This window comes from Mycobacterium gordonae (assembly GCF_017086405.1).
Lineage (GTDB): Bacteria > Actinomycetota > Actinomycetes > Mycobacteriales > Mycobacteriaceae > Mycobacterium > Mycobacterium gordonae_D.
This window is the reverse complement of record NZ_CP070973.1, coordinates 5,240,797-5,258,156: the sequence shown is the minus strand read 5'-3', so window position 1 is coordinate 5,258,156 and position 17,360 is coordinate 5,240,797. Positions and strand designations below refer to the sequence as shown.

General features: G+C 64.7%; 15 protein-coding genes and 1 pseudogene. 10 read left to right on the top strand and 6 right to left on the bottom strand.

Annotation, left to right across the window (positions count from 1 at the left end; genetic code table 11):
* Positions 1–213: 213 nt before the first annotated feature.
* The 3 genes from JX552_RS22265 (at position 214) to trxA (ending at position 4,022) form a co-directional block, all read left to right on the top strand.
* Positions 214–645: an MmpS family transport accessory protein gene (locus tag JX552_RS22265; protein ID WP_205874039.1), complete on the top strand. Its 432-nt coding sequence runs from the start codon at positions 214–216 to the stop codon at positions 643–645.
* The gene (locus JX552_RS22260) at positions 642–3,554 is read left to right on the top strand and encodes an MMPL/RND family transporter (RefSeq protein WP_205874038.1); all 2,913 of its coding nucleotides are present in this window, start codon (positions 642–644) and stop codon (positions 3,552–3,554) included. Before JX552_RS22265 ends, JX552_RS22260 begins: the two co-directional genes overlap by 4 nt.
* 93 nt (positions 3,555–3,647) lie before the next feature.
* Complete coding sequence (trxA, locus tag JX552_RS22255; protein WP_205874037.1) at positions 3,648–4,022, top strand: thioredoxin; 375 nt, start codon at positions 3,648–3,650, stop codon at positions 4,020–4,022.
* A 10-nt stretch (positions 4,023–4,032) separates the two neighbouring features.
* Here the strand turns inward: trxA and JX552_RS22250 are convergent, their stop codons facing one another.
* The gene (locus JX552_RS22250; RefSeq protein ID WP_205878618.1) at positions 4,033–5,247 is read right to left on the bottom strand and encodes a CaiB/BaiF CoA transferase family protein; all 1,215 of its coding nucleotides are present in this window, start codon (positions 5,245–5,247) and stop codon (positions 4,033–4,035) included.
* A gap of 302 nt (positions 5,248–5,549) precedes the next feature.
* On the opposite strand from JX552_RS22250, the gene JX552_RS22245 reads away from it, so the two are divergent.
* Genes JX552_RS22245 through JX552_RS22225 form a run of 5 tightly spaced genes read left to right on the top strand, consistent with a single transcriptional unit; the run spans position 5,550 to position 11,552 of the window.
* Entirely contained in the window at positions 5,550–6,827 is a 1,278-nt protein-coding gene (locus JX552_RS22245) for an amidohydrolase family protein (protein ID WP_205874036.1), read from the top strand.
* A gap of 8 nt (positions 6,828–6,835) precedes the next feature.
* Positions 6,836–8,455 carry an acyl-CoA synthetase gene (locus JX552_RS22240; RefSeq protein ID WP_205874035.1) on the top strand — a complete coding sequence of 540 codons (1,620 nt, stop codon included), beginning with the start codon at positions 6,836–6,838 and terminating at the stop codon, positions 8,453–8,455.
* Positions 8,452–9,306 carry an amidohydrolase family protein gene (locus tag JX552_RS22235; RefSeq protein WP_205874034.1) on the top strand — a complete coding sequence of 285 codons (855 nt, stop codon included), beginning with the start codon at positions 8,452–8,454 and terminating at the stop codon, positions 9,304–9,306. The genes JX552_RS22240 and JX552_RS22235 overlap by 4 nt, the downstream gene beginning before the upstream one ends.
* A 3-nt stretch (positions 9,307–9,309) precedes the next feature.
* The gene (locus tag JX552_RS22230; RefSeq protein ID WP_205874033.1) at positions 9,310–10,347 is read left to right on the top strand and encodes an acyl-CoA dehydrogenase family protein; all 1,038 of its coding nucleotides are present in this window, start codon (positions 9,310–9,312) and stop codon (positions 10,345–10,347) included.
* Between the two features lie 5 nt (positions 10,348–10,352).
* Complete coding sequence (locus JX552_RS22225; protein WP_205874032.1) at positions 10,353–11,552, top strand: acyl-CoA dehydrogenase family protein; 1,200 nt, start codon at positions 10,353–10,355, stop codon at positions 11,550–11,552.
* Positions 11,553–11,605: 53 nt separating this feature from the next.
* Here JX552_RS22225 and JX552_RS22220 read toward each other — a convergent pair whose 3' ends face one another.
* Together JX552_RS22220 and JX552_RS22215 are read right to left on the bottom strand one after the other, a co-directional pair.
* Positions 11,606–11,854, bottom strand: coding sequence for a hypothetical protein (locus JX552_RS22220; RefSeq protein WP_205874031.1), 249 nt, complete (start codon positions 11,852–11,854; stop codon positions 11,606–11,608).
* Between the two features lie 147 nt (positions 11,855–12,001).
* Positions 12,002–13,069, bottom strand: coding sequence for a YihY/virulence factor BrkB family protein (locus JX552_RS22215; protein ID WP_205874030.1), 1,068 nt, complete (start codon positions 13,067–13,069; stop codon positions 12,002–12,004).
* A gap of 176 nt (positions 13,070–13,245) precedes the next feature.
* Here JX552_RS22215 and JX552_RS22210 point away from each other — a divergent pair, with 176 nt between their 5' ends.
* A complete protein-coding gene (locus tag JX552_RS22210) occupies positions 13,246–14,070 on the top strand; it encodes a YoaK family protein (RefSeq protein ID WP_205874029.1) in 825 nt (274 codons plus the stop codon).
* A pseudogene (locus tag JX552_RS34260) lies at positions 14,016–14,359 on the top strand (cytochrome P450); the annotation flags it as partial. The gene JX552_RS22210 and the pseudogene JX552_RS34260, both read left to right, overlap by 55 nt.
* A gap of 56 nt (positions 14,360–14,415) precedes the next feature.
* On the opposite strand, the gene JX552_RS22200 reads toward JX552_RS34260, so the two are convergent.
* From JX552_RS22200 to JX552_RS22190, 3 genes are read right to left on the bottom strand one after another with little or no spacing between them, the layout of a single operon-like run.
* Entirely contained in the window at positions 14,416–14,802 is a 387-nt protein-coding gene (locus JX552_RS22200; protein ID WP_205874027.1) for a lipocalin-like domain-containing protein, read from the bottom strand.
* Entirely contained in the window at positions 14,799–16,436 is a 1,638-nt protein-coding gene (locus JX552_RS22195; protein WP_431195883.1) for an acyl-CoA synthetase, read from the bottom strand. Before JX552_RS22195 ends, JX552_RS22200 begins: the two co-directional genes overlap by 4 nt.
* Before the next feature lie 15 nt (positions 16,437–16,451).
* On the bottom strand, positions 16,452–17,069 hold the full coding sequence (locus JX552_RS22190) for a PaaI family thioesterase (protein WP_205874026.1): 618 nt from the start codon (positions 17,067–17,069) through the stop codon (positions 16,452–16,454).
* Positions 17,070–17,360: the final 291 nt, after the last annotated feature.

The following is a 17,360-nucleotide window of genomic DNA, read 5'->3' as shown; positions in this document are numbered from 1 at the left end:
CCGGCTGGACTAAGCCGTCACTCGTTTGCGCTATGCCATACCCGGTAGGGTATATTTGCGAGAAGTAACGCCAGTGAGGAGACCGAGATGAGGGCACAGACGTCGATGCGGGCGACCGAAGACCGTCAAAACGAGGGTCAAACGACCCTTCCGATGCCTGGCGGCCGGCGCGAGACTCGCTAAGGGCGAGGGCAACGGACCAAGGGGACCATCATGCTCACCTTTCTCAAGCGGGCCTGGATACCGCTTGTCGTTGTGATCGCTGTGGCGTTGGGTGGCATCGCCGTTCAGCGGCTGCGCGGTGTGTTCGGCTCTGACAAGCTGTTTTCGACGACCGGTAGCGCCGTCGAATCGATCGTTCCGTTCAATCCGAAAACCGTGACCTATGAGGTTTTCGGGCCCAGCGAGACGACGGGCAGCCTGAGCTACCTGAACAAGGATGCTCAGGCCGAGCAGGCGAAGTTCAGCAGTCTGCCTTGGACTTACACGATTTCGACGACCAACCCGGCCGTCATCGCCAACGTCGTGGCGCAGGGCGACAGTGACCGTATCGGCTGTCGTATCACCGTCAACGGCGAAATCCGCGACGAACAGTCATCCAACGGTCATCATGCCCAGACCTTCTGTTTGGTGAAAGCCGCATGAGTACCGACACCGACAGCCGACCGCGCTTCATGCGTTTTGTCCGGGCGTTCGCCATTCCGATCATCCTGGTGTGGCTGCTGCTGACGCTTGCGCTCAATCTTCTTGTGCCGCCAATCGAATCGGTGGCCCGTACCCACGCGGTGACGATGTCACCCCAGGACGCGCCCGCGATGATCGCGGCGAAGCGTATCGGCGCCACGTTCCGCGAATCCGATTCGGACAGCATCGTGATGGTGGTTCTGGAGAGCGACAAAGAACTCGGCGATCAGGCGCACACCTATTACGACGGGTTGATCAAGAAACTGGCCGCCGACACTAAACACGTGCAGCACGTTCAGAATCTGTGGGGCGACCGCATCACGGCAGCTGGCTCCCAGAGTGGGGATGGCAAGGCGGCCTACGTTCAGCTCAACGTAGCCGGCAACCAGGGCAGCACGCTGGGGAACGAGTCGGTTGACGCGGTGCGCAAGATCGTCGACGGATCGAAACCGCCTCCGGGGCTGAAGACCTACGTGACCGGCCCGGCAGCACTAACGACGGACATGAACGAGGCCGCCGACAAGAGCATGTTCAAGATGATGGGCGTGACCGGCGTGGTCATCATGATCATGCTTTTCGTGGTGTACCGCTCGGTCGTCACGGTGCTGCTGGTGCTGGTGATGGTCGGTTTCGAAATGGGCACGGCGAGAGGGTTGATCGCGCTCCTGGGTCGCTACGACCTGTTGGGCTTCTCGACCTTCGTCGTCGCGATGCTGTCGTCGCTGGCGATCGCGGCCGGCACCGATTATGCGATCTTCCTGATCGGACGCTATCAAGAGGCTCGTCAGAACGGCCAGGACCGAGAAGCGGCCTATTACACCATGTTTCGCGGTACGTATCACGTCATTCTGGGCTCCGGCCTGACGATTGCCGGGGCGTCATTCTGTCTGCACTTTGCGCGCCTGTCGTATTTCAAGGCGCTCGGAATCCCCTCGGCCCTGGGGTTGCTCGTGGTGATCGCAGGGGCGCTGACCGCCGCGCCGGCGATCGTCGCCGTGGCGACCCGATTCGGCCTGCTCGATCCCAAGCGGATGATCAAGACGCGGGGATGGCGGCGGATGGGCACCGCGACCGTTCGCTGGCCCGGGCCGATCTTCGTCGCGTCGCTGCTCATCGCACTGGTCGGGCTGCTGATCGTGCCGACCATGTCGATCAGCTACAACGACCGCTACTACATTCCGTCTAGTCTGCCGTCCAACGTCGGATACAACGCCGCGGAAAAACATTTCAGTGCGGCCCGGCTCAATCCCGACATCCTCATGGTCGAAGGCGATCATGACATGCGGAACTCGAGCGACATGATCATCCTGGACCGCATCGCAAAGGATATTTTTCGAACGCCCGGAATCGCCCGCGTGCAAAGCATCACCAGACCGTTGGGCGGGCCGATCGAGCACAGCTCGATCCCGTTCCAGGTCAGCATGCAGTCGCTGCCGATCCAGCAGAATCTGCAGTTCATGAAGGATCGCATGGCCGACATGCTCACCATGAGCGACGATCTCGGCGTCATGGTCGGTTCGATGCAGCGCATCCAGGGGCTGATGAGGCAGATGAGTGGCACGACTCATCACATGGTAGGCGACATGGGAGCAATGAAGGCCACGCTGGACGAGATGCGGGACCATCTGGCCGACTTCGACGATTTCGCCCGGCCGTTCCGCAGCTATTTGTATTGGGAGCAGCACTGTTTCAACATTCCAGCCTGCTGGGCGGCCAAGTCGGTGTTCGAGGCCATCGACGGCGTGGACAAGTTCAGTGCGGACATGACCACGCTGCTCGGCGATATGAACAACATCGACGCGCTGCTACCCAAGATGCTCGCCGAATTTCCACCGATTATCGCGGCTGCCCAGTCCATGCAGGGGACACTGCTGACCCTGCACAGTAGTTTCTCCGGTCTGGTCACTCAGATGTCGCGGATGACCGACACCGCAAGCGCTATGGGCCAGGCGTTCGACTCCTCCAAAGCCGACGACTACTTCTATCTGCCACCGGAGGCGTTCGACAATCCCGACTTTCAGCGGGGCCTGAAGCTGTTCTTGTCGGCGGACGGGAAGGCGGCACGGTTCATCATCACTCACGACGCCGACCCGGCGACGCCCAAAGGCATTGCGGCCGTGAAGCCGGAACTCAATGCCGCGCACGAAGCGGTGAAAGGCACTCCGCTGGCGAACGCCAAGTTCTATCTGACCGGTACGGCCGCGGTGTACAACGATATCCAGACCGGCTCCCAATTCGACCTGTTGATCGTCGGGATCGCCGCCCTGACTCTGATCTTCGTCGTTATGGTGGTCATCACCCGGGCGCTGGTCGCGTCGCTGGTGATCGTCGGCACCGTGCTGTTGTCGCTGGGGGCGGCTTTCGGGCTGTCGGTCCTGGTGTGGCAGCACATCCTCGGTCTGGAACTCAACTGGATCGCACCGGTCTTCGGCCTCATCATCCTGTTGGCCGTCGGTTCCGACTACAATTTGCTGCTCGTCTCGCGATTCCAGGAAGAGATCGGCGCGGGCCTGCGGACCGGGATCATCCGCTCGATGGGGGAGACCGGCGGTGTCGTCACCGCCGCAGGGCTGGTGTTCGCCTTCACGATGATGTCCATGGCCGCCAGTGACTTGAGCTCGATCGGCCAGGCGGGCAGCACGATCGGACTCGGCCTGCTGTTCGACACGCTGATCGTGCGCTCCTTGATGACACCATCGATCGCCGCCCTATTGGGCAGGTGGTTCTGGTGGCCGCTCAAGGTGCGGCCGCGCCCGGCCAGCGTCATGCTCCGGCCGTTCGGGCCGCGCCGGCTGGTGCGTTCGCTGCTGTTGGGCGAGCAGGCGGACGTGGCAAAGCCCGTCGAACACCGCCAGCCGGCTGGGGTATAGGCGCCGGTGGAATACCCATAGGGGTATTTGGGTTAAAGACGGTGGGAGCGGCTTGCCGGCCGCAGCGTACCTACTACGCCCGAAGGAGCAACAATGACCGTCAAGAACCTTACCGCCGCCGATTTCGAAGCCACGATCGTTGCGAACCCGATTGTGCTGGTTGACTTCTGGGCCCCATGGTGCGGGCCGTGCCGAGGCTTCGCGCCGGTCTTCGAACGGTCCGCGCACAACCACGCCGACGTCGTCCACGCGAAGGTGGACACCGACGCGGAGCGGGAACTGGCCGCGACGGTCGGGATCCGCTCGGTGCCGACCATCATGGCGTTCCGCGACGGGATTCTTGTCTACAGCCAGGCCGGGGCGATGCCGCCCGCGGTCCTGGAAGACCTGGTGACCAAGGTCAAGGGCCTGGACATGGATGTGGTGCGCACCAAGATCGCGCAGCGCAAGGCCGCGGCCAGCACCTGAGAGGGTCGGGTCAGGCGATGGCTCCCACGTCTTTCAGTCGGGAGATGCGGTCCCAGTCCATCCCGATTTCCATCAGCACGATCTCGGTGTGCTCGGAGGCTTGGGGTGCCCGAGTGGTCTCCAACGGTTCGTGGTTGAACTGAACCGGGCCGCGCACCACCTTGAATGGCGCCCCGCCACTGGCGACTTCGACCTCGCAGACCATGTCGTTGGCGATCGCCTGCTCGTCCTGGGCCAGATCGAGCAGGCTCTGAAAGGGTGCCCACTGTCCCTTCATGGTCTTCAGATGCTCCCGCCAGTAGACAAATGGCTTGCCGGCGAACGCGTCAGCGATGAGCTTGCCGGCGGCGTCAGCATTCTGGATCAACGGCAGCACCTCGGAGAAGCGGGGATCGTCGGCGGCTTCGGGGATTCCGAGGTGCTCAAAGGTATCCCGGATCAGCCCGGTCGGACTGATGATGCAGAGGTTGATGGTGCCGCCGTCTGAGGTCAGGTAGTTGCCCATGAACGGATTCACCGAGGGTGCCAGGGATCCGGGCATGGGCGTGCGCATCACCTGACCGGTCTCCATGCCCTGGGTGACGCTTGCGCCGGCCGCCCACCAAGCGGTGCTCAATAGCGACACGTCGAGTTCGACGGCTTCGCCGGTACGTTCGCGGTGCAGCAGTGCCGCCGATATGCCGCCAGCGATGAACATGCCGCCGATGGAGTCGCCGAACGCGGGAATGCCCTGTCCCAGTGCGCCGCCCCGTTCCTCCGGCGTCAGGGCGTAGCCGACGCCGCTGCGGGTCCAGAATGCGGTGCCGTCGTACCCGCCGGTACCGCGCTCGGGACCCTTGTCGCCGTAGGCCGAGCCGCGGGCGTAGACGATGTCAGGGTTCGCCGCACGGATGTGTTCGACGTCGAACTTGTTCTTCTGCCGCTGCGCGGGCAGGTAATTGGTGAGGAAGACGTCGGAAGCCTTCGCCAGCTCGTAGAGCACTTCCTGACCGCCGGGCGTGGACACGTCGATGCCGACGCTGCGCTTACCCCGGTTGGGATGTTCCATCAGCGGATGGCGGTCGGGATCGATCTGGATGCCACCCATGTTCACGAAGCCTCGTTGGGTGTCTCCGCGCGCGGGATGCTCGACCTTGATGACGTCGGCTCCCCAGTCGGCGAGGATTGCTCCGGCGGCCGGAACAAAGGTGAACTGCGCAACCTCGAGGACTCGAATGCCCTGCATCACTTTGATCATCTACCCGCCTGCCTTCGTTGCGCGTGTGCTCATTCCACGCCGGTCAGGTTACCTACTGTAATCGCCACAGTAAGAACATACGTGGCATTCGGTGGCCGATCGATCCTGGGTTCGGGGCCGAAAGTGCTCACTGACAGGCGTTTTGAGCAGGGACGCACTGGATGTCCGGTGGCCGTCGGGAGCATTGCAGAAAGCAGTACCGATAGGTATACAGTATGTACTGTACGGTTGCCGGCTGGGGGACCGCACAATGCGCCTCGCGCGAAGAAGGATTTGGGAGGACGTCCACGATGGCAACGTTGGGCTACCGGGCGATCGACGTCGACAATCATTACTACGAACCGATCGACTCCTTCACCCGCTACCTGCCGAAGGAATTCAGGCGCCGGGGTGTGCAGATGCTGCGCGACGAGAAACGCACCTGGGCAGTCATCGGCGAACGCATCAATCAGTTTATCCCGAACCCGACCTTCGACCCGATCATCGAGCCCGGCTGCCTCGATCTGCTCTTCCGCGGCGAAATTCCCGAGGGCGTCGACCCGGCGTCGCTCATGAAAGTCGACCGGCTGGGCAATCACCCCGAATACCAGAACCGGGATGCCCGGGTGCGGGTAATGGACACCCAGAACCTGGAGACGGTGTTCATGCTGCCAACCTTCGCCTGTGGCGTCGAGGAGGCCCTCAAGAGCGACGTCGACGCCACGATGGCCTCGGTGCACGCCTTCAACCAGTGGCTGGATGAGGACTGGGGATTCGATCGGCCCGATCGCCGCATTGTCTCGGCGCCGATCATCGCACTGGCCGACCCGGACAAGGCGCTGCAGGAGGTCGAGTTCGTGCTCGGCCGGGGCGCCAGACTGGTGCTGGTGCGTCCCGCGCCGGTGCCTGGTCGGGTCAAGCCGCGATCGCTTGGCGACCCGTCGCACGATCCGGTGTGGGCACGGCTGGCCGAAGCCGGTGTTCCCGTGGGATTCCACCTCAGCGACAGTGGGTATCTGGCGATCAACGCACTGTGGGGCGGTAAGGCCACCTTCGAGGGATTCGGCAAGAAGGACCCGCTGGACCAGGTACTCCTCGACGACCGGGCGATTCACGACTCGATGGCCGCGATGATCGTCCACCAGGTATTCACCCGCCATCCCACCCTGAAGGTCGCCAGCATCGAGAACGGTTCCTACTTCGTGTACCGGTTGATCAAGCGGCTCAAGAAGGCGGCCAACACCGCGCCCTACCACTTCAAAGAAGACCCGGTCGAGCAACTGAAGAACAACGTCTGGATTGCGCCGTATTACGAGGACGATGTCAAGTTGCTCGCCGAGACGATCGGCGTGGACAAGATCCTGTTCGGTTCGGATTGGCCACACGGCGAGGGGCTCGCCGAGCCCATGTCGTTTGCCGCCGACATTCCGCAGTTTCCCGAATTCAGCCCGGAGGACACCCGCAAAGTCATGCGCGACAACGCCTTGGACCTGCTGGGTGCCAACACACCGGGCGCGACGGTGGCCGCTGCCAAGCGACACGCAGTGCGGACGGCGCCGGATTCACACTCGCGACGCGCGTCGGTGTAGCCGGCCCGATGACCGAATGGACCATCGGAGCGGTGCTGGACGCAGTGGCCGACGCCGTGCCCGATCGGGAGATGACCGTCTGCGGCACCCGCCGTAGCACCTTCGCCGAATCCGCAGACCGCACGCGTCGACTCGCTGACTACTTGGCTGCCAAGGGTTTCGGTGCGCACACCGAACGCGCAGCGCTGGGTAACTGGGAGTGTGGCCAGGACCGGGTGGCGCTTGTCATGCACAACGACCTGTACCCCGACATGGTCATCGCCTGCCTGAAGGCCCGGGTGGTGCCCGTCAACGTCAACCACTACTACACCCCGCGGGAAGTGGCTGACCTGCTGGCCTACGTCAAGCCGCGCGGCGTCATCTACCACCGCGGCCTGGGCGCCAAGATCGGCGACGCGGCCGCCGAATTACTCATTGCCATCGACGACGGCAGCGGCGCACCAGAACTCGATGGTGGCGTCCGGCTCGAAGACGTGCTGGCGCAGGGTGATTCCGGCCGGGTCGGCGCGGGCTCGCCGGACGATTTGTTGATGATCTGCACCGGTGGCACCACCGGCCGCCCCAAGGGCGTGCTGTGGCGACAGGCCGACATGTACGTGGCGTCGATGAACGGTGAGGATCACGCGGACGTGGGCGAGATCCATCGGCGAGCGCAACGCGGTGGCGCGCCCTGGTTCGCGGTGTCGCCGCTGATGCACGCCGCCGGTATGTGGACCGCCTTCTCGGCGATCCTGTCCGGACAGACGGCCGTCCTCTACGACACGCGGCAGAAGTTCGATCCAGCAGCGGTGCTCCGGATTGCCGAACGCGAGAAGGTCGGACTCATGACGATGGTGGGCGACGCTTACGCAGCTCCGCTCGTCGACGAACTCGGCCGGGACAGCTATGACCTGTCCGCGCTTGTCGCGATCGGCGCCGGGGGAGCGGCCACCAACGTCAAACATCAGCAGGCCCTGTTGGAGTACCTGCCGCACATCACGGTCATCAACGGCTACGGGTCTTCGGAGACGGGGAACATGGGGTTTGGGCACAGCCGCCAGGGCGCCCAGGCTGACACCTTCACGATCCGGACCGGCGGCCTGGTATTGGCGCAGGACCGCAGCAGATTTCTCGAACCGGGTGACCCGGAGATCGGCTGGGTGGCCCGCCAGGGACGTATTCCGTTGGGCTACTTCGACGATGAGGCCGCCACCACCGAGACGTTCCCGGTTGTCGACGGGCAGCGAGTGGTGATCTCCGGTGACCGTGGCGCGCTGGTGGCCGACGGCACGCTCCGGTTGTTCGGCCGGGACTCGTTGGTGGTCAACACCGGTGGGGAGAAAGTCTTCGTCGAAGAGGTCGAGGAAGTGCTGCGTGCGCATCCCCTCGTCGCCGATGCCCTGGCGGTGGGTCGCCCCAGCGAGCGGTGGGGGCGGGAAGTGGTCGCACTGGTCCAACCGCGCGACGGGAGCCGGCCCGACACCGACGCGCTTCGGGCGCGCTGCTCCGACGAGTTGGCAGCTTTCAAGGTGCCCAAGGCGTTCATCGTGGTAGACCGGGTGCGTCGGCTCGGCAACGGCAAGGCCGACTATCGATGGGCCGCCTGTCACGCCGAAACCGTTAGCACCGCAGGGACGATGCAACGATGACGCTACCTCCCGCCCGGCCGGTCATCGACTGTCTCGTCAACGTGCATTTCGGCGAAACCAAAACCCAGCCCGAGTTCATGACGAAGGTGCGCGACGACTACTTTAAAGGTCCGCAGTCGATGTTCGATCCCGTCGACCTCGCCGAACTGCTCGAAGAGATGGACGAACACGGGGTGCGCAAAGCCATCCTGATGGACAACCTGGCCCAACCCTCGACCACCGCCCGGAAATTCGTCGACGAACGACCAGATCGTTTCGCCCTGGCCATGGGGGGGATAAATCTGCTGCGTCCGGTGAAGTCGTTGCGGGAGTTGACGGCGGTCGCCGGTGACCTGCCGGTGGCCTATGCGGTGGTCGGTCCCAGCTTCTGGGCCGACGGCCAGTATCCGCCGAGCGACGCGGTGTACTACCCTCTCTACGCCAAGTGCGCCGAGATCGAGCTGCCGCTGTGCGTCAACACCGGGCTGCCCGGGCCGCCGATCCCCGGTGAGGTGCAGAACCCGATCCATCTGGACCGGGTGTGCGTGCGATTCCCGGAGCTGAAGCTGTGCATGATCCACGGCGCCGACCCGTGGTGGGACATCGCGATCCGCATGCTGATGAAGTACCGCAACCTGCGGCTGATGACCTCGGCCTGGTCACCGAAACGACTGCCGGACAGCCTGATCCACTACATGCGCACCCGTGGCCCCGACAAGATCATCTTCGCCTCCGATTGGCCGGTGCTGCGCCAACGCCGGGTGGTGCCCGAGGCACATGCTCTCGACCTGCCGGCGGATGTCCTCGACAACTACCTGTACAACAACGCCAACGAATTCTTCTTCGGCGCCGACACAGATCAGGAGCGCTAAGGCATGGATCGCTACGAACTACGCCGCGTCGACTACAGCCTGACGGAGGACCACAAAGCGCTGCAGTCCGCCTACCGTCAACTGCTGGACACCCACTGCCCGATCGAGACCGTGTGGGCCGCTCAGGAGACCGGATTCGACGAGAGCCTCTGGGAGCGGTTGTGCGCCATGGGCGCCACCTCGATGGCAGTGAGCGAGCATGCGGGCGGAGACGGGGCAACACTGGTCGACCTGGCGTTGGTCGCCGAGGAAATGGGACGGGCGTTGGCGCCGGTGCCGTGGATCGACCATGTCTGTGCGTCGCGTCTGGCCGAGCGACTGGGCGCGCTGACATCCGCGGTCGTCGAAGGCAACCGGATCCTCGGCCTGGATATCGCCCCGGAACCTGCCGCGGGACGGCGTCTCATCGCATCTGCGGCCGTCGCCGACGGGCTGATCGTGCGCGACGGGGACGACATCGTCCTGGTGAGTTTCGTTGCGCGCCCCGAGCGCGTGCCCAATCTCGGCCAGCTGCCCATGGCGTGGGTGGATCCCGGCACGACCGAGTCGCGGGCGGTTCTAGGCACCGGCGCGTCGGCGATCGCGGCCTACCGCCGGGCCATCGACGAATGGCGGGTGCTGACCGCCGCGGCGCTGACCGGTCTGGTCGAGCAGACGATGACCATCGCGGCCGAGTTCGCCAAGTCGCGCTACACGCTCGGGGTGCCCATCTCGACGCTGCAAGCGATTTCGCACCCGCTGGCCAACATGTCGATCGCGGTGCAAGGTGGCCGCAACCTCGCCCGGCGCGCCGCCTGGTTCCTCGACAACGAACCCGACGAGCGACCCGAATTGCCTGGGTGCGCGTTCGTGTTCATGGCCGAGGAGGCGCCCAAGGCGGCGACCATGGCGGTACACATCCAGGGCGGTCTCGGGGTATCGGTCGAAGCCGCCGCGACGGCTTATCTGGTTCGGGCCCGCGGCTGGGTGCTGGCCGGAGGCGATCCGGGTGTGACGGCCAGGCATGTCGGGCGGCTCGTCGCCGAGCGGGAAAGTGCTTAGGGGCAATGGATTTCAGTCTGGTAGCACTCAGTGACGACGACCAGGACTTTCTCCTGGAGGTTCGTGCCTTTCTCGCTGAACACGTCACTGACGACGTTCGCCGCCGTGACCGGGAAACCGGTGATAACTTCGACGAGGGCGTGCACTTGGCGATCGGCGCGGCCGGGTACCTGAAGAAGGAGTGGAAGCCGTTGTCCGACGGCGGTTTCACCCGGGTCCGCCGTCGCATCTGGGAACTGGAGAAGCGTCGTGTGCACACCCCATGGGTGACCTGGGGAACCACGGCCATGGTGGCGCGAGCCGTTGCCGCATTCGGCAAACCCGAACTCGTCGACGAGGTGTTGCCGAAGGTTTTCACCGGTGAGGTGCGAATGTGCCTGGGTTACACCGAACCCGAGGGCGGCTCGGACATCGCGACGTGCAAGACGCGCGCGGTGCCGGAGGCGGACGGGTCGAGCTGGATCATCAATGGCTCGAAGATGTTCACCACCGGCGCGCACAATTGCCAGTATGTTTTCCTGATCACCAACACCGATCCGGATGCGCGAAAGCACAAGAGCCTGACCATGTTTCTGGTCCCCCTGGATCTACCCGGCATCGAGATCCAGGGCATCCGCACCGTCGACGGTGACCGAACCAACATCGTCTACTACAGCGACGTGCGCGTTGACGACAAGTATCTCCTCGGTGAGGTTAACGGCGGATGGACCGTGTTGCGCGGGCCGTTGGATGCCGAGCACGGTGCGGTGGCCGCCGCATCGGACGGGTTGCAGGACCTCGCCATCATGCAGCACCAGACCGGATTCATGTCCGCCGCGCTGGACGCCGTGGCAGGCCGGGTCGGACAACCCGATTCGGGCGGTGTACGCGCGATCGACGATGAGTCGATCGCCTATCGGCTGGGCCGCAGCGCCGCTCGCCTGGAGGCGGCCCTGTCGACACCGAGCATCTTCGGTCGCGTCGCGCAGGCGCAGACCATGCGCGACATCGGGGGGGACCTGATGGACATCGCCGGGCCGGCATCGGTGCTTCCCGTCGAGACCGACGGCGCTGCCGACAACGGTGCGTCGGAATACCTCTACCGCTTCGCTCCGCTGGCCGGGATCTACGGGGGCACGCTCGAGGTGTTCCGCAACATGATCGCTCAGCGCGTGCTGGCCCTGGGCAAGCCGAACTACTCACCACCTGTGGCGAGCGGACAGTGAAATCCCTGAAATCGCGCTGCTTCGGGCACCTTTGCGGCTGCTCGGCGGGAAGGTCAGGTGTGTGACGTAGGGCTTTGCGTCGACTCCCATTTCGATTCCAGTGACCTCGCCACAGGGGTGCCGGCTGCGATGTCGACCTGGAACGTTTCACCGTTGTCGCCCTCGAGCGTGACGACATAGCCCGAGTCGGTGGAGTCCTTGAAGACGACCTTGTACGGCTTTTCACCCGATCCGCGGTCGATGGCGATGACGTCACCGGCGGCGACGTCGTCGATGCGATCTTTTCCCGAGATTTCGGCCATACTTCGACCGTAGACGATGTGACGGTGACGCCGGCAGCGCTGCGCCCCGGGCTGAGTTCAGGTGGCCGCGAAAACTGACCGGTCTGCCTGCGGTCACGCTGCCGAGCAGGCGGGTGCGGGAAGCGTTTGAGCCTTCGGCATTTGCGGTCATTCGCGGCGGCCGCGGGTACGGCGTAACCAGCGTCCGCGCCTGATGTCCTTGCGCTGGGCGGCGGCGCTTTTCTCGAGGACGCGAGTGTCTTTGGGGGGCAGCTGCAGTTCGTGTTCGGCCTCGATTCCGGCCTGCAGCTGCCGGCCCCGCTCCAACTCGGCGTCAAGCTCGGCGCCGAATAGCAATGCCAGATTCGTGATCCACAGCCACAGCAGGAACACGATCACGCCGCTGAGTGCGCCGTAAGTCTTGTTGTAACTGCCGAAGTGGCTGACGTAGAAGCCGAACCCGACCGAGGCGGCAGCCCATACCACGATGGCGACCGCCGCACCGATGCTGAGCCAACGAAACTTCGGCTGCTGGACGTTGGGCGTTGCGTAGTAGAGGATCGCCACGACGAGCGTGACGATCGCCAGGATGGCAGGCCACTTGACGATCGCCCAGGCGGTCTGGGCGGCGCTTCCCACGCCGGCGGCCCGCCCGACGGCTTCGGTGACCGGACCACTGATGACCAGCATGAACGCCACCGCGGCGGCCAGCACCAGTCCGGCAAGCGTCAGCACCAACTGCAGCGGCCGCAGCTTCCATACCGGGCGTCCCTCGCCGATCTCGTAGACACGGTTCATCGCCCGTCCGAACGCGCCGACATACCCCGAGGCCGACCACAACGCGGCAAGCGCACTGAACACCAGTGCAAGCCCGGCCGAAGGGTTGTCAACCACCTGCTGAATCGGCTGGCGCAGCGTGTCGACCGTGGACGCGGGAGCCACCCCGCCCACCACCTCGAGCAGGGCGTCGGTGGTACGCCGGCCCTCACCGACAACACCGAGCAGCGAAACCAGCACCAGCAGCGCCGGAAACAGCGACAGCACCGCGTAGTACGTGAGTCCCGCGGCGAGGTCGAGGCACTGATCCTTGGTGAATTCGGATGCGGTCTTTCGCAGCACGAACAACCAGGACGCTCTGGTCAGGTCGTCCGGGGAGTCCGGCTTGCTCGGGTCATCTGGATCGGGGGCGTGTCTGCGCTCTGTCCCCGGTGTGCGATCGGTGTCATAGCCGGCCATACCCTCCGATTCCCGCCGACGCGCTGAACCACACCTCTGCTTTGGCAGAACGCGTCGCGCGCGGCCCCAAGACTCGCCCAAGAATCCTCCAAGGCCGCGCCACCAGCATTGGCGTCAGCTCGCAGGTAGCCCAGCACGCGGCGACCGACTGGCCGATCCCCGGGGGAGGAAAGCGAATGTCCGACAAGGTTCCGACACTTCCAGGGCGCCTGCTCGCATATTGCGGGGCGTTGGCGTTCAACGCCGGCCTGGTGAATGCGGTAGCGCTCATGATTCTGGCCGTGCCGGTGGGCAACCTCACCGGGGTGACCACCCAGCTCAGCATGGATACCGCCAATCCGTGGCGATACGAGAGCCACGTACTCCTCGCCATCTTGCTGGGGTTCCTGATCGGCTCGGCCATCGCGGGGGCGCTGCTGACCTCGACCCGAGTCGCACTGGGTCCACGTCACGCCATCGTGCTGACCGCACAGGCAGCGCTGCTGTTGCTGGCCGCCGCCGGAGTGGAAGAAACCGCGGTCGATACCGGCGTACAGGCGCTGCTGGCAGCGGCGGCTCTCGGCCTACAGAACGGGCTGACCTCCAGCTTCCGCGGAATGGCCGTGCGCACCACGCATTTCACCGGCACCATCACCGATCTGGGGCTGATGATCGGGCGCAGCCGCAAGCATGGCATCGACGCATGGAAGGCCGCGATGCTCGCGGTGACGCTGTTGCTGTTCCTCGGCGGCGGGGTGGCCGGGATTCTGGCCGGCGCGCGGTTCGGCGGATACGCGCTGCTCATTCCCGCCGCCATCTGCGTGTCGTTGGGCAGCGTCTACGTCGTGCAGCACCGCCGCACCGCTGCTGTCAACGGGGCCGTTCTGCGGCCGGTTACGCACCCCGTCGGGCGGCTCGAAGTCGGTAGCCAGGCTTCGTTGACAGTCCCTACGAGACGTACCGCCGGATGCGCGACGTCGCTCCCGTCTATTACAGCGAGCAATACGACTTCTACGCGCTGACCCGCCACGACGACGTGGCAGCAGCGTTCACGGTGTGATCTCGCTCGAGTGCGCACGGGGCAGGCGACCGAGCACGGCTCGATCATCGCGATGGACCCCCGGCGCACCGTCGCATGCGCGGGTTGCTCAACAAGGTCTTCAACCCGCGGGCCATTCAGGCGCTGCGGCCGCTGGTGACCAGGTGGTCGACAAGTATCTGGCCGTGGCACACCGGGATGGCTTCGACTTCGGCAAGGATTTCTCCGCGCTGTTTCCCGTCGACGTGATAACCACCTTGCAAGGTGTGCCGCGGGTCAACATGCAGAACGTGGCCGGCTGGAGCCATGTGCCGGTCCGCGTGCTGGACTAACCCTGGCGGCCGCGGTCTCGGCGCCAGACCAACGTGTTGTGCGTGGTGCCCGCGGCAGAAGTCAGGCTCGCCGACAGCGTCAATCGGTCTCCGTCAACGCGCGCGTGCCGAATCTGGGGCTGCTGCAACAACTCCGGCATCGTGGCGATGATCACATGGTGGGTGACCGTTGCTGCCGCCTCGTCGACCTCGAAGCGACCTCCGTAGGAGACGAATTCGCCGGGATCCGGAGTCAACTGCGCGGACATGTGGCCGTCGGTGGTGTAGAGGATCAGGCCAGACGGATGCTTGCCGAACGGATAACGGATGGAACCGGTTTCAGCCTGGCGGGACACGAACGACTCCAACAGCCAACCGCCCGGCAGTTCCTCGCTCAGCTTCACGGGTTGAGGGCCTGCTCGCGCGCCCAGCGGTAGTCGGCCTTGCCCGACGGACTGCGCTGGATCACGGTGCGGAACACGACCGCCTTGGGCAACTTGTAGCGGGCCAGCGATTGACCGGCATGCGTTACCAGGTCCGCCGCGTCGGCACGGGCGCCTTCGGCCAGAGCAACGACGGCGACGACCTCCTGGCCCCAACGCTCGCTCGGCCTACCGGCGACAACGACGTCGGCCACCGCAGGATGGGACGCGATCGCAGTCTCGACCTCCTCGGCAAAGATCTTCTCGCCGCCCGAGTTGATCGTCACCGAGTCCCGTCCCAGTAACTCGATGTGGCCGCCCTCGTGGTGGCGCGCACGGTCACCGGGAACCGCGTAGCGCACGTCGTCGATGACTGGGAATGTGGCGGCCGTCTTGGCGGCATCGCCCTTGTAGCCCAACGGAACATAGCCGCGCTGAGCCAGCCAGCCGATCCCGTCGTGACCAGGCGGCAGGATGGACGCGAGGTCCTCGGCGGCGACGAACGTGTCCGGTCCGGCGTTGAAAGTGCCTGTCGAGACCGCACCCGCGGTCGACATGTGGTGCATCTGGGCGCCGGTCTCCGAGGAGCCGACTCCGTCGACGATCATCGCGTTGGGCAGGGCATCGATCAGGCGCTGCTTGACGTACGGCGTCAGCAGGGCGCCGCCGTTCGCTACGACGAACAATGACGAGACGTCGGCGATGCCTTTCTCGATCGCGGCGACCAGTGGACGGGCTATCGCGTCGCCGACGACCGTCACCACCGCCACGCCCTCGCGATCGATGGTGCGCACCACGTCGTCGGCATCGAGATGATCGACGACAGTGGGGAATACGATGGTCTGCCCGGTGGTCACGGCCATCATCACGGTCCACTGCGCGGCTCCGTGGATCAACGGCGGCAACACCATCACTTTGGTCCCGGGGCCGGCCGTCACGCGCGCCACGATCTCGTCGACGGAACTGACGAACTGACCGCTCATCAGGTCACGCCCGCCGAACGATGTCATGAAAATGTCGTGCTGGCGCCACAGCACGCCCTTGGGCATGCCGGTCGTACCGCCGGTGTAGAGCACATACAGGTCATCGGGGGAATGCCGGACCGGCGGTGGCTCAGCGGCGGTGGACACGATGTTCTCGTAATCGACTGCGCCGTGGATCAGTTCGTTCCCCGAGTCGTCGGCGATCTGAATCAGCACACGCAGATCCGGCAGATCCGGCAGCACCTCGGCCACCCGTGGTGCGAATGCCGCGTGGTAGAGCAATGCGGTCGCCCCGGAGTCCGCCAACAGGTACTGAAGCTCGCTCTTGACATAGCGGTAGTTGACGTTGAACGGAGCCACCCGCGCCGCGAAGCTGCCGAACAACGTCTCGACGAACTCGGATCCGTTGTAGGCGTAGATGCCCAGCAGGTCCTGCCCGGCTTCGTGGCCGGCAAGTGCGGAGCGCTCGGTGTGGCAGCCCAGCCCTTGTGAGTGCAGGTAGGCGGCCAACCGGTTGGATCGCTCGACGATTTGCGAGTACGTGAAGCGCTTGTCTCCGTGGACCACCAGTTCGCGGTCAGGTATCGCGGCGGCGACGGCCGCGGCGACAGCAGGCACAGTGAATTCAGGCACAACGATCCTTCGATGTCACGGTTGGTGGGGGAGCAGGCGAACCATCAGGCCGCTCGCTTCGGTGAGTACCGCACCATCGGAGCTTGTCATGCTCGCGGTGATGAATACCTTCCGGCCCTCGACACGGTCGATGCGGCCGTGCGCGGCCAGCGGTGCGTCGATCGGTGTGATCTTGCGGTAGTCCACATGCAGGAATGCCGTGCGGGTGGGGCGGATGTCCGCACCGGTGACCACCATGCCGAACAGCCAGTCGTAGAACAACGGGATCATGCCGCCGTGCACCGCACGGTTTCCGCCGACGTGGGAGGCGGTGAAGTGCCCCCGCATCCGGACTCCGTCGGATCCCATTTCACTCAGACTCCACGGCGGCATGAGCGGATGGCCCAATCCAGGAATTTCCAGGATCCGGCCGGCCGGCACCTCGATCTCCGGAGCCCGATGGGAATCCAGTACGGCGCAGGCGCTTTCGAGATGCTCACTGGCGGTGTCCCACGCCGAAACATCCGGTTTGGTGGAGACGGTCAAATCTTGCAGGCGGCGCAGGGCGGTGATGTAGCGCTCCAGCCCAGGTGGTGCGTCCAGTGGCCGGACGTCGGGGAGACCGCCCCGGATCTCGCTGGTGGTGTCTGTCATGGTGCCCCATCGGCCCAGGCATTGGGCAGCGTGTCGGTGGTGGTGATGGTGGTGAGCAGCGACAGGGTGTCGGCGATGACGGCGCCCCGGCACCCCTGAGTGACGACGCCGGGTGCCCAGGGGCCACGATTTCGTGGACACCTCCCCGCGCTCTGATACTAAATTCGTTACAGTATAGATTTCAGCAGTTCGGCACCACCCATCCGGTGTCGCAAGGAGCGAGATGACTGAAGCGGCGCTGCGATGAAATCCGCCACCGGCTACACCGGTTTCACGTTGAGGTAGGTGATT